Below are 11,970 nucleotides of genomic sequence, written 5' to 3' on the forward strand. Positions count from 1 at the left end.
CTCGCCGCAGGTCAGGGCGCGATGGCCACGCTAATCCGGTTTGTCGCCCTCAGGGGGTCGAGGCGCGTCGTTGGCGGCCATCATCTTGGCGACCGTGGCGGCGAGTTGGGCGTCGTCCTCGGCCTGGCGGGCCTCGGCGGCCTGCCGGCGTCGCAGGCGCTCCTGTTCGACGGCGTAGCCGTCGGCGATCTTCATGATCCATCGGGCGCCGAGGGCACAGGCCAGGGCCACCACGGCCCCCCGTTCGAGGGCGGCGGTGGCCTCGAGCTCACCCCGCGCAACCATGGCATACAGGGTCGGCCCGGCGATCAGTGTCGCCAGGCCGACTCCTGCAGTGGTCGGGTTCATCAGGCTGGGTGGGCCGCCTCGAGCTGGGCGCACAGCAGGGCGGTCCAGGTCAGCCGGTCGATCGGGATGCCGTCGAGTCGGGTGATGGGCACACCGAGCTGCATCATCAGCGCGGGGGTCGGGCTGGTGCTGACGCCGTCCAGGGCGATGGCATCGACGTCACCGAGCGAGAACAGCCAGCGGCGGGCCTCGGCGATGTCGTCGTGGGCGTCCAGGACGACGATCACGGCCCCGGGCGCGATCCGGCCCAGGGGCTCGAGCACCTGGGAGTAGTCGCCGCTGCCGTCGGTCTCGATCGTGACCACGCAGTGCGTGTGACGGCCGATGAGTGCCGGCAGATCGAGCATCGCACCGGCCGGCACGTGGACGACGGGCCGCGGGGAGTCGCCGATGGCCAGGTCGACGGCCACTCGGTGGCCCTCGAGCAGGACCGCCTCGGGCGCGCCGATCACGGCGACCAGCGGCACGTCGGGGTCGATCTCCGGCACCGGCAGGTGTTCGAGCGACTGCCAGACGTCGGCGTACCGGTCACCGCCGTGCATCCGCTCGACGAAGGCCGAGGGAACGCCCAGTCCCCGCAAGGTGAGCTGGTCGACGATGAGCCGCCCGGCGTCCCGCATCACGGTGGCGGTCAGGTCGGGGGTGTCGGTGACAACCGTGTCGTGGGTGTCGTGGGTGTCGTGGGTGTCGTCCAAGTACGGGACGGCGGGCATCTCGTCCGCCTCCGCGCTGCCGTCGGCGTTCACCTCGGCGATCACCTGGTACATCACGCCGGCCGGCTCGGCGAGGTCGTCGCCCGGGTCGGGGTCGTCGTCCGAAGCGATCGACGGTGTCACGGAGCGTTCGGAGATGGTGCGCAGCGACTCGCGCCGCGGCATCGGGATGGCGGCTGATGCGCTGTTCGTGCGCATCGCGTCCTCGACCAGGCCGGCGGTGCTGTAGACCTCGTCGATCGCCGCCTGCGCCTGCCGCCGGATGCTCTCGACCATGTCGCTGCCCAGCGCCGTCTTCTCCCGCCCGGCGGCCGATCCGGCGGCCGGTTCGGTGGCCGGTGCCTCGGCCGGCAGGTCGTCGGGGGTCTCACCGTGCCCGTCGAGCTGGTCCACGACGTTCCGCGCGACCTCGGCCGCGATGGGCTCGGGGATCAGCTCGTCGAGACCGTCGCTCGGCGTCCAGGTGCTCTCCCGGGCGCTGTGACGGCCGTCGGAGGCCTCGGACGCAGCCGGGGACCGCAGCTGGTCGAGCAGCGCGGTGAACTCGGGCCGCGACCCGGCCTGGTTGCGTCCGGCGTCGGCGGTGCTGGAGTCTTCGATCACCATGTGAGCAGATGTCGGCACGAAGCCCCAATGACCTGATGGCACGGGCGTCCCCCATTCGGACGAATGCCGGGGCGATCGGTGCCAACCTTCACCGGCCGGGGGTAGCGGTGGGACCACGCCGTGACGGCCAGGTCGCGCATCGGATCGCGCATCAGCTGGACCGGCCAGGGCGGCATGCCCGGACGCGACGGGCTCGAACACCGCCGGCCGGAACGACGCCTGCGACGGCAGCGGCCCGAACAGCGGGTCGTCCACGAGGTGGGGAGCCGTCTCGACGGCCACCGCCGTGCTGCCTCGCGAGGCGAGGCGCAATCCCTGGGATCCGGCGATGCCGTCCTCGTGCACGCTGGCGTACACCGCGGCGTAGGCGGCGGTGTGGGCGGCGAGGGCGAGCTCGCGCTCCCAGTCGATGTCCCGGCGCGGCGCACGATCGGGGTCGAAGCCGGGCACTGGAACCTGGAACACCAGGTCCTGGGCGGCCGACAGGGGTTGACCCGCCACGCTGCGGGCGGCGACGCGTTCGACCGCGAGCACCGGGTCGAGCATCTCGCTCAACGCCGGGCCGGTGTCGTCCAGCGCCCGGCGGCGGCTGTGGCGCGCCGGCGGCGGGATGACGGTCGGCACCGGACGGCGCGCGGCGGCACCGAGCGGCACGGTGAGGATCTCGGCCGCTGGAGCGGGTGCGGCCAACGTGCAGCCGACCACGGTGTCGGGGGCGACGGGGGCGGCCGGGGCCTCCAGCGAGGCCGCCGACCGGATGTCGAGCGGGCTCACCAGGGTCTCTGCCGACCGGATCGGGCGCGCCGTGGCCGATTCGGCCGCGAACGGGGTGGCGAACGGGTCCTCGAACCCGCCACCGGCCGGGAGCACCGGGGCGACCGGGTCGATTCCTGCGTTGACCTGCTCGGGGGGCATCGGGACGACCTTCTGGTCGGGATGGTCCGCGGCGACGACCGGTTCGGGCGTGGCCGTGGCGTGTTCGTCGATCGGAGCCGGTTCGATCAGCGCCGGTTCGAGCTGAGCCGCTTCGATCTCTGCTGGTTGGGCGTGCGCCGGCTCGTCCACGGTGGGTGCGAGGGGTGACGGTTCGAGGGCTGCGGGTTCGAGAGTCGAGGTGGTGCGCTGCTTTCGGGCCCGGAATGCGGGCCGGGTCAGCGACTCACGGGCCTGGGCCTCCTGCACCACGTCCCCGAACTCCTGCAGGGCGGCTTCGAAGGTCGCACCGAAGGGGGTGAAGCTGGGCCGCTCGGGGTCCGGTACGGCCGGATCGACCGGCGGGGCCGGGGCGTTCAGATCGGCCACGGTGACCTCGGCGGTGTCGACCAGGCGATCCTGGAGCCGGTCCAGCAACGCCTCTACCGGGGCACGGTCCTCCCCGGCGGCCGGGTCGGGTGCCGCGACGCTGGGCGCGCCGGGGGCGTCGTCCGGGATCTCGAGCGCGACCTCGTACCCTTCGCGGGCGAAGAAGCCCATCACGCCTCCGTGACGGACCTTCTCGGCGCGCACGATGCGGGCATGCGGCCCGCCCTCACGCTGCGCCCGGAGGAGCAACTGCTCCAGGTCGTCACCCTCGAGCAACAAACTCGCCACGGCTCACCTGCCCGACGGTCTCGATGGATCCGATCCCCGCCGTCTCGCCGAAGGCGATCACGGGGAGTTGGGGGAAAGCGCCGCGGATCAGCCGGCGAACCGGCAGTCGCAGCGGGCCGGCGGTGAGCAACACCGGGCTGAGGCCCACGTTCTCGGCGCCGCTCACCAGGGCGCCCAGGTCGGTGACCAGGCGGTTCGCCGACATCGGGTCGAGCGCGATCACCACGCCCTGCTCGCTGGCGCGTAGTCCCTCGGCCAATTCGGCCTCCATGTGCGGGTCGAAGGTGATCGCGTGCAGCACGCCGTTACTGACGTACTGCGAGGTCAGGGCCGGCCCGAGGGCCATCCGGGCCGCTTCGAGCAGGGCATCGGCATCGGTGGTGGCCCGGGCGCGCTGGCCCACGCCCTCCAGCACCCGGCCGAGGTCACGGATCGAGACCTGTTCGTCCAGCAAGGCCTGCAGGACCTTCTGGAGCGAGCTCAACGGCAACAAGGCGGGCACCAGTTCTTCGACGGCAGCCGGACGCTCCGCCTTGAGCACCTCGAGCAGTTCACGCGTGTCGTCCAGCGACAACAGGCGTGAGGCGTGACGCCGAACCATCTCGGCGAGATGGGTGGTGACCACGGCCGCCCGCTCCACCAGGGTGGCCCCGGTGAGCTCGGCGGTGGCCCGGTACTCGGCCGGCACCCACACCGCGGGCAGGCCGAAGACCGGCTCGGTGGTGCGGCGCCCGGGCAGGTGCTCGCCGACGTCCCCGATCGCCAACAAGTGACCGGACGGCGCCTCGCCGGTGGCGACCGGAACCCCGCCGATGCGGATCTCGTAGCTGCCCGGGGGCAACTGCCCGCCGTCGCGAGTGCGGACCGGCGGCAGCACCAGGCCGAGGTCGAGTGCGGTCTTGCGGCGCAGCGCGCGCACCCGGTCGAGCAGGTCGCCACCGCGGGCCGGGTCGACGAGATCGACCAGGTCGGGAGCGAGCATGAGCTCCAGCGGGTCGACCTTGAGCGAGTCGCTGATCGGGTCGGTGGCGGCCTGCGCGCCGTCCGGGGGCAGGCCACCGGCGGCGGGCAGCGGCACCGCACCGGGCGCCGGCGTCGCCGGGCCGGCCGACTCGTCGGTCGAGCGGGTCGAGGCGAACAGCAGGAAGCCGCCGGCGACCAGGAACGGCATCTTGGGCATGCCGGGCACGAAACAGAGGGCGATCAGGGCGCCGCCGCCGATGCGCAGCGCTTCACGGTGCTGCGACAGCTGACCGACCAGGTCGTTGCCGACGTCGCCCTCGCTGGTCGAGCGGGTGACGATGACGCCGGTGGCAACCGACATCAACAGGGCCGGGATCTGCGAGACCAGACCGTCGCCGACCGAGAGCAGGCTGTACTTGTGGATCGAGTCGGACGGCGAGAGCCCCTCGCTGATCATGCCGACGGCGAAGCCACCGATCAGGTTGACCAGGGTGATGATCACCGCGGCGACGGCATCGCCCTTGACGAACTTGGTGCCACCGTCCATCGCGCCGTAGAAGTCCGCCTCGGCGGCGACCTCCTTGCGGCGGCGGCGCGCCTCGTCCTCGTCGATCAGGCCGGAGTTGAGGTCGGCGTCGATGGCCATCTGCTTACCGGGCATGGCGTCGAGGGTGAATCGGGCGCCCACCTCGGCGACCCGGGCGGCACCGTTGGTCACCACGGTCAGCTGGATGATGACCAGAATCGCGAACACCACCAGGCCGATGACCAGTGAGCCGCCGATGACGATGTGGCCGAAGGCCTCGATCACGTTGCCGGCGAAGCCGTCCCGCAGGACCAGGCGGGTCGATGAGACGTTGAGCGCCAGCCGGAAGATCGTTCCCACCAGGACCAGGGTGGGGAACACCGCGAATTCCAACGGTTTGCGCACCTGCATGGCCACCAGGAGCACCAGCAACGACATCGCCAGGTTCGAGGCGATCAGGATGTCGAGCACGGTCGCCGGCAGCGGCACGACCATCATCACGACGACGATGACCACGATGATGGGGACGGCGAGGCGGGCCGCTCGGCTGGACGCCATGCGCCGACCTCCACAGGGGCTCTGGCGCGTGAGGGTCCGTGCGCCGGGCAGCCGTCCGTGGCTTCGTTCTGCATCGGCAGCCGGGGCGCTCGGCTTGAGCGGGCCGCTCGGGTGACGGTTCCCGGGGCGGGGTCAACCTCGAGCTCTGATCGACCGATCTCAGATACGACCGAGGTGGGCTGTCCCCGTCCACCCAGAGCCGGAGGAGTCGTGTGACCAGCGTCCACCCCGCGCCGGCCTCGGGGTCAGAGCTGGGTCGGCGCCGACGGCGCCTGCTGATCGCCGCCGTGCTGACCGCACTGCTGCTCACCGCGGTGCTCGTCAACGAACGCACCCGTGCGGCCTTCACGGCCAGCACGGCCAACCCGGCCGACCAATGGGCCGCGGGCACCGTCGTGCTCGGGGACGACGATGCGGGCTCGGCGCTGTTCTCGGCCACCGGGCTGTTGCCGGGGGACACCGGCAGCAAGTGCATCAGGGTCAGCTACACAGGGTCGATCGCGGCCACCGTGAAGCTCTACGGCGGGTCGTCGACCGGAACCCTCGGCCCGTACATCGACCTGGTGGTGCAGGAGGCGACGGCGCTCGGTAACAACGGCACCTACGCGGGAGGGTGCACCGGCTTCGCCGGCACCCAGATCTACTCGGGAACGCTGGCCGGTTTCACCACGGCAGCCACCAACTACGCCACCGGCGTCGGTGCCTTCGCGCCCGCCGGGGCGGGCGAGTACCGGGTCTACCGTTTCGACTACACGCTGAATGCCGCCGCTCCCAGCGGCCAGCAGGGCGCCTCGGCCGGGGCCACCTTCACCTGGGAGTCACGCAGCTGAGCCGAGGCTCGCCAACGCCTCATACCCGCACCCCCTCGACCGACCGGGGGATGCGAGGAGGCGGTGATGATCGGGGTGCGGCGGATCGGTGCGTTGGCCATGCAGTTCGTCGCCATCGTGTACCTGACGGTGGTGGTGAGCCTGCTGTTCTGGTCGCACGCACCCTCGCTGATCGGATGGCAACCGCGGGTGGTGCTCAGCGGATCGATGATGCCGACGATCGCCCCGGGTGATGTCACGGTCATCGCGCCCGCCAGGGTCGGACCCGCCACGCTGCCGCCGGGCCGGGTGGTCTTGGTGCGCGATGCGAGCAAGGCCAGCGGCTACTACCTGCACCGGTTGGTGAGCTACGAGGCCAACGGGGTCGTGATCACCAAGGGCGATGCGAATCAGAACAACGACTCCGACACGGTGGCGCCGGAGTCGGTTCGGGGTGAGCTGCGCCTGGTCGTGCCGATGGTGGGGCGGCCGGTGATCTGGATGCAGGAGCACGACTACCTGGCGCTGCTGCTCGTGGCGCTGGGCACCTGGGCGAGCCTGAGCATCGTGTTGGGTGGATATCAGCGCTCGTACGCCGCCGCCTGAAGCTCGAGCGCGGGCCTAGGTTTCCGGTCAGGACCCGCCGGGTGCTTTGAGTGGTTCAGAACGGCGGCGGGTTGCCCTCGGGACGGCGCGGTGGCGGCAGGAGCGGCCAGGCACCGGGCAGGTCACCCTCAGCCGCCAGGGGTGGTGGGGTGTCGGGTGGTTCGCTGACGTGGTGTCCGGACGGCGTGCGCCAGGTGACCTGTCCGGTGGTCGGGTCGAGGGTCGGGGTGAACCCGGCGTGGTGCTTGAGCAGGTGGTGGAACCGGCACAGGGGGGCCAGGTTCTTCTCGTCGGTCGCCCCGCCCTTGGCGTGGGCGGTGACGTGGTCGAGGTCGGCCTCGATGGCGGGGCGTCCGCACCCGGGGTGCGAGCAGCGCGGCCGGGCAGCCTTCACCAACGCCTTCACGAACGGCGACGGCGTGTATCCCGGGTCGGTGGCGGCGCGTCCGATCGCGATCAGGGCGCCGTAGGTCGGGGAGTCGGGTCGGTCGTCGAGCACCTGGCAGTGCCACAGGGCGCGTTGGCCGTACTTGTCGAGGATCGCGGCCAGGGCCTCCGTGGGGATGGGTCCGTGGCCGGTGGTCTCGACCCATCCGGACCCGGTCGGTGGCGGTTGCCCGGCCCACAGCGCGGCCAGGACCTGGAACGGGATGGTCACGTTCAACGACACCCTCGGTTCGACCCGGATCCCCGGGCAGGCCGGTGCCGGGGCGCTGACGGCCCCGCCGCCGAGCAGGCCACCACCGGTCACGCCGCCACCGGTCACGCCGCCACCGACCACGTCGTCACCGGTCGCCTGTGCCGTGGTCTCGGTGTCCGGGTCGCCGACGGCGGGTAGCAGTGGGGTGATGGTGTCGGGGTCGGTGATCAGGTCGAACATGATCTGTGCCATCGAGGCCGCCTGCTGTTCGCCGCCCCGCCGACCCACCCCGGTCGCATCCTGCCCGACCGGTGCCCGCGGCACCCCGCCCCGCCGTTGGGGCTGGTGGTGGTGCCGGTGCCGGGGCAGGTCGCGGCCCGGACCCGGTGCAGCAGCGCAGCGTGCAGGTCGGCGATATTGGTGATCGAGCCCCGATACGTCGGTGATGGGCCCGCCCGTAGCCCTGCTGGCTGACCTTGACCGTGTCCTTCTCCGCTGCGGCGTCGTCCAGGATCCGCCGATACGCCACCGCATCGGCTTGGGCGATCAACCGCTCGATCCGGTTACGCAACCCCACGGCGCCGAGCTGTTCGGCGACGGGCAGGATCATCTGTTCCACCCAGTCCCGCGCCCGACCCGCCGCCAGACGTCCGGTCTGGCGGGCCACCTCCCGCGCCCGGGTGGTCGAGATCGTGCCGTCGAGCAGTGCCCGGTACAGCCGGCCGTGGTCCTCGGGCCAGGTCGCCAGCATCTCCACCCGCGCCCGCAACCCCGACGGACTGATCCGCGCGACCGCGGCGACCTCCTCGATCGCCGCCGTCAACGCCCGCTCCTCGGGGTCGCGGACCCACGCCGGCAGGTTCACCTCGACATCCAGGTCCAGTTCCTCGGGATGCCGCGCCTGATACCGCCACGCCAGCTCGCGGGTCAGCTGGGCTTGGGTCAACTCGATGTGGGTGATCGCCTGCCGGCACGCCACCGCCGCCGAGACCACCTCCGCATCCGTGAGCCCCGACGGCTGCGACTGCGCCAACGTCACCGCCGCCACGGTCACCAACGAGGGCTCCACAGTTCCCGGGGTCAGGAACGTCCGGCAGATCCGCCCCGCCACCGCATCCCGCTCGTCCTCGTTCTCCGGTCCGCCGTCGGTGAACCAGTCCCACACCGCCTCCCGCGCCGACAACCGTGCCGAGCCGCGGTCGAGCTGTTCACGCTGGACGGTGTTCTGCTCCCGGAGTGTCTCGACCTGCGCCCGCAACGCCTCGTTCTCGACGCTGAGCCGAGCCACCTCGGCGTCCGCGTCGTGCAACAGGTCGGGCGTGAACATGCCCCGATTCTACCGGAACACCTGTTCGAACGCCATTGGGCAGGCCGTCGAATCCGTCTACCCCGCAACGGTTTTCACGCCAACCCAAGCCGGGTGGAGGGTCGCGTAGAGGGTGGGGGTGGGTGGGGTTGTCGCGCGCGGCTGGCTGGGTCTGGCGGGAGCGCGAGCCTGCGAGCGCGGATGGATCGCCGCGCGCGACAACCCCACCCACCCCACCCGACCACCAACCCACACCCCGAACCCCAACCGACCCGAGACCCGTCAAACCCCGGTCGAAGCCCGATCACTACGTGTCTGCCGCGCCCGACGTGCCCGCATCTGCGAGCGGGAAGGCAACTCCGGCAACGGCGTTGCCTGGCTGGGACGCCGCACCCCCGCACTGCGTGTCGGCTTACCGGCGGCCATCACGAACGCGAGGATGCGGGCCACGGCCATGTACAGCTCGCCCGGGATCTCGTCCCCGAGGTCACACACCCGATAGAGCAGGCGTGTCAACGGCTTGTCCTCGACGACGGGAACCCGTGACTCGCGGGCGATCTCACGGATCTTCAGCGCCAGTGTCCCCGCTCCTCGGGCAACCACACGGGGTGCTCCTCGGTGAGGCTGATAGGACAGGGCCACCGCGTAGTGGGTCGGGTTGACCAGGACCACGTCCGCCTCGGTGACGGCGCTGAGCATCCGGTTGCGACTCATGGCCATCTGGCGGGCGCGGATCGCGCTCTTGACCATCGGGTCGCCTTCGCTCTGACGCATCTCCTGCTTGACCTCGTGAGGGCTCATCATCAGCTGCTTCATCACGGTGTGGCGCATGTACCCGTAGTCGAACAGGGCCAGGATCAGGCCGGTCACCACGGTTGCCCACAGCAGCGTCGTCATGCCCGCACGGGTGCGCTCCAGCGTGACCGCGAGAGGCATCAGACCGGGTGCGATCAGTTGCGGTATGAGGGTCTTGGCCAGCGAGTACACCACGATCGAGATCACGGTCACCTTGGCCACCGCCTTGGCGGCCTCCCAGAGGGCCTTGGTGCCGAACATCCGCTTCAGGCCCTGCTTGGGACTCATCCGGTTGAACTTCGGCTTCATCACCGATGCGGACGGGTGCACCCCCTGGATGGCGGCGCCCAGAACGGCTCCGGTGGCAGCGGCCAGGCACAGCGGGCCACAGGCGAGCAACACCGCCTTCGGGACCTCGGCCAACGCCGCAAGGGCTTGGGGCGTGTCGGGTTCGGCGCCGACTGCGGACAGTCGGGCCAACAAGCGCCGGAACTGGTCGCCGATGGCGGCCACGGTGTACGGCAGCATGGCCGCACCCCCGGCGATTCCCAGCCAGGTGGGGGCGTCCGCCGTCCGCGGGAACTGACCTTGCTTTCGGGCGTCCTTGAGCTTCTTGGCCGTGGGCTTCTCGGTCTTGCCCGCGTCATCCGCCACAGGTCACCCCCCGCCGGCAGCGTGCACCAGATCGACCACCGTCAGGACGGCGTGGTCGACCCGGGTGTGCACCACCTGTGGCAGCCGGGCGATGATCAGCCCGGCCAACAGCAGCGTGAAGCCGATCTTGAGCGGAAACGACAGGGCAAAAGGGTTCAGGGCGGGGGCGGCCCGGGTGAGCAATCCGAGCGCGACGTCGGCCACGAGCATGGCGGCGATCACCGGGGCGGCGATCTGGATCGCACTGGTGAACAGCCCCGCCACGTCGGTGGTGACCGCTTCGGCCATCGTCGCACTGTTCGGCACGGCGGTTCCGGCAGTGCCCATGGTTCGTGAGAGCCCTCGGAGCACCACCAGATGGCCATCGGAGGCGAACAGCAGTGTCACCGCGGTGAGTTGATGCAACCGCCCCATCACCGAGGTCTGAGCCATCAACAGGGGGTCCATGGCTGTGCTCATCGTGAAACCCCCCACCACGTCGAGCAATTCGCCCACCGACTGCACTGCGGCCACGGCGAGCAACACGAAGAAGCCGAGACTCAGACCGGTGAACGCCTCTGCCAGGGCGCGCAGGTACAGCGAGGCCGAACCGAGCGTGGGGGTGGCGACCTGGGTGGCGGACAACGGCAGGGCGAGCGCCACGGCCAGCCCGACCCTGGCCCGGGCCGGCACACTGCGAGTGTTGAACGGCGGTGTGATCAGCACGAACCCGGCGGTCCGGGAGAGGGCGAGCAGATAGGCGGCGAAGGCTGTCTCGCCGATCCCGACCGTTGCGCCGTCCACCCGCCGCCGGCCTAGGAGACCAGTGTGCTGTGAGTGGGCAGCACCATGGCGAAGGCGCCGACGACGGCCTGGCCGGGCTTGCGCTGGTTGAGGCTCGCCTCGACGCCGACGAGTCCGACGATGCGTCCGGAGTCGTCCAGGGCCTGCAGCAGGGCATCGGTGTGGCCGCCGCCCGTGGCACTGATGCAGGTCGATCCGGGCTGCTCGGTCTGTTGCACCGAACCGGTCTGGTTGTTCCAGAACACCTTACGGCCGTCTCGCGTGGGGTTGGCGGCCCAGTACGAGCTGAACCAGGTGCGCTTGTTCGCCGATGTGACGTTGGTGCCCTGCATGCACAACCCATTGCTGCAGAGGCGATATCCCTGGTACGCGAATCCGATGTGGGCCATGGTGGTGGCCGAACCGTAGGAGTTCTGCGCCAACGGGCCGTAGAAACGTTGGGCCGCGTAGATGGTGCGCATGCCGACCGCCCGGGTGAGCGAGGCATTCGATCCGATGGCCCAGCCGTGGACCTGTGGGCTGGAACTGATCAGCGAGGCGGAGGCGACCCCGCTCATCCCGGCACCGATACGCCAGTGTTCAGCGGTTCCCTGGCCGAACCGGATGGTCAGCGTCGAACCGCTCATGGACCACTTCCCGACGATCACCGTCCCGCGGCGCCCCGACTGGAACCCCACCGGGGTGCGGATCGGGCAGGGGCGCAGGCACCCGGTGGTCTTGTAGCCGCTGAACGGTTTGGCCCAGCTCGCGTTCCCCTTGCCGGTGATTCGGTCCTGGCGCCAGGCCCAGTACTCCTGGACCACGGTTCCGTCACTGCGGAAGGCGTAACTGGCCAGCCGAACACCGGTGGCGTTGACCGTGCCGCCGATCACGCTCACCACATAGTTGGCCTTGCCGCCGGGAAGGGTCGCGGCGGAGGCCGGGGTGGCCACCGCCGTGGACCCGGCCAGCACGAGCACCAGAGCCGTGGCCAGGCGAACGATGACCCGCAGACGGGGCAGCACTCGAATTCGGGCAGGGGGCAGAGCACGTTCCGCAGCCGGCATGAGCACGACGTCGACAGCTGCCCCGGC

General features: G+C 70.9%; 10 protein-coding genes. 2 read left to right on the forward strand and 8 right to left on the reverse strand.

Translation table 11 applies throughout. The features are described from left to right. Positions 1-30: 30 nt before the first annotated feature. Genes IPK24_02420 through IPK24_02430 form a run of 3 tightly spaced genes read right to left on the reverse strand, consistent with a single transcriptional unit; the run spans position 31 to position 5,304 of the window. On the reverse strand, positions 31-348 hold the full coding sequence (locus tag IPK24_02420) for a hypothetical protein (GenBank protein MBK8074425.1): 318 nt from the start codon (positions 346-348) through the stop codon (positions 31-33). Then, positions 348-3,257 carry a hypothetical protein gene (locus IPK24_02425; GenBank protein MBK8074426.1) on the reverse strand — a complete coding sequence of 970 codons (2,910 nt, stop codon included), beginning with the start codon at positions 3,255-3,257 and terminating at the stop codon, positions 348-350. The genes IPK24_02420 and IPK24_02425 overlap by 1 nt, the downstream gene beginning before the upstream one ends. Continuing rightward, positions 3,232-5,304: an FHIPEP family type III secretion protein gene (locus IPK24_02430; GenBank protein ID MBK8074427.1), complete on the reverse strand. Its 2,073-nt coding sequence runs from the start codon at positions 5,302-5,304 to the stop codon at positions 3,232-3,234. The genes IPK24_02425 and IPK24_02430 overlap by 26 nt, the downstream gene beginning before the upstream one ends. A 212-nt stretch (positions 5,305-5,516) precedes the next feature. On the opposite strand from IPK24_02430, the gene IPK24_02435 reads away from it, so the two are divergent. Next, on the forward strand, positions 5,517-6,134 hold the full coding sequence (locus IPK24_02435; protein ID MBK8074428.1) for a hypothetical protein: 618 nt from the start codon (positions 5,517-5,519) through the stop codon (positions 6,132-6,134). A 66-nt stretch (positions 6,135-6,200) separates the two neighbouring features. Next, positions 6,201-6,719 carry a signal peptidase I gene (locus tag IPK24_02440; GenBank protein MBK8074429.1) on the forward strand — a complete coding sequence of 173 codons (519 nt, stop codon included), beginning with the start codon at positions 6,201-6,203 and terminating at the stop codon, positions 6,717-6,719. A gap of 55 nt (positions 6,720-6,774) precedes the next feature. Here the strand turns inward: IPK24_02440 and IPK24_02445 are convergent, their stop codons facing one another. From IPK24_02445 to IPK24_02465, 5 genes are all read right to left on the reverse strand, one after another. Continuing rightward, positions 6,775-7,500: an HNH endonuclease gene (locus IPK24_02445; protein ID MBK8074430.1), complete on the reverse strand. Its 726-nt coding sequence runs from the start codon at positions 7,498-7,500 to the stop codon at positions 6,775-6,777. Positions 7,501-7,504: 4 nt separating this feature from the next. Next, positions 7,505-8,686 carry a hypothetical protein gene (locus IPK24_02450; GenBank protein MBK8074431.1) on the reverse strand — a complete coding sequence of 394 codons (1,182 nt, stop codon included), beginning with the start codon at positions 8,684-8,686 and terminating at the stop codon, positions 7,505-7,507. Positions 8,687-8,947: 261 nt separating this feature from the next. After that, positions 8,948-10,114 (reverse strand): EscU/YscU/HrcU family type III secretion system export apparatus switch protein, encoded by a 1,167-nt coding sequence (locus IPK24_02455; GenBank protein MBK8074432.1) that lies wholly within the window; start codon positions 10,112-10,114, stop codon positions 8,948-8,950. Positions 10,115-10,117: 3 nt separating this feature from the next. Continuing rightward, the gene (locus IPK24_02460; protein ID MBK8074433.1) at positions 10,118-10,897 is read right to left on the reverse strand and encodes a flagellar biosynthetic protein FliR; all 780 of its coding nucleotides are present in this window, start codon (positions 10,895-10,897) and stop codon (positions 10,118-10,120) included. An 11-nt stretch (positions 10,898-10,908) separates the two neighbouring features. Then, positions 10,909-11,943: a hypothetical protein gene (locus IPK24_02465; protein ID MBK8074434.1), complete on the reverse strand. Its 1,035-nt coding sequence runs from the start codon at positions 11,941-11,943 to the stop codon at positions 10,909-10,911. Positions 11,944-11,970: the final 27 nt, after the last annotated feature.

Source organism: Kineosporiaceae bacterium (assembly GCA_016713225.1).
Lineage (GTDB): Bacteria > Actinomycetota > Actinomycetes > Actinomycetales > Kineosporiaceae > JADJPO01.

What these genes read in the sequence shown, in the direction of transcription:
- IPK24_02420 (MBK8074425.1), bottom strand. Translation starts at nt 348, where the DNA reads ATGAACCCGACCACTGCAGGAGTCGGCCTGGCGACACTGATCGCCGGG.
- IPK24_02430 (MBK8074427.1), bottom strand. Translation starts at nt 5,304, where the DNA reads ATGGCGTCCAGCCGAGCGGCCCGCCTCGCCGTCCCCATCATCGTGGTC.
- IPK24_02440 (MBK8074429.1), top strand. Translation starts at nt 6,201, where the DNA reads ATGATCGGGGTGCGGCGGATCGGTGCGTTGGCCATGCAGTTCGTCGCC.
- IPK24_02450 (MBK8074431.1), bottom strand. Translation starts at nt 8,686, where the DNA reads ATGTTCACGCCCGACCTGTTGCACGACGCGGACGCCGAGGTGGCTCGG.
- IPK24_02465 (MBK8074434.1), bottom strand. Translation starts at nt 11,943, where the DNA reads ATGCCGGCTGCGGAACGTGCTCTGCCCCCTGCCCGAATTCGAGTGCTG.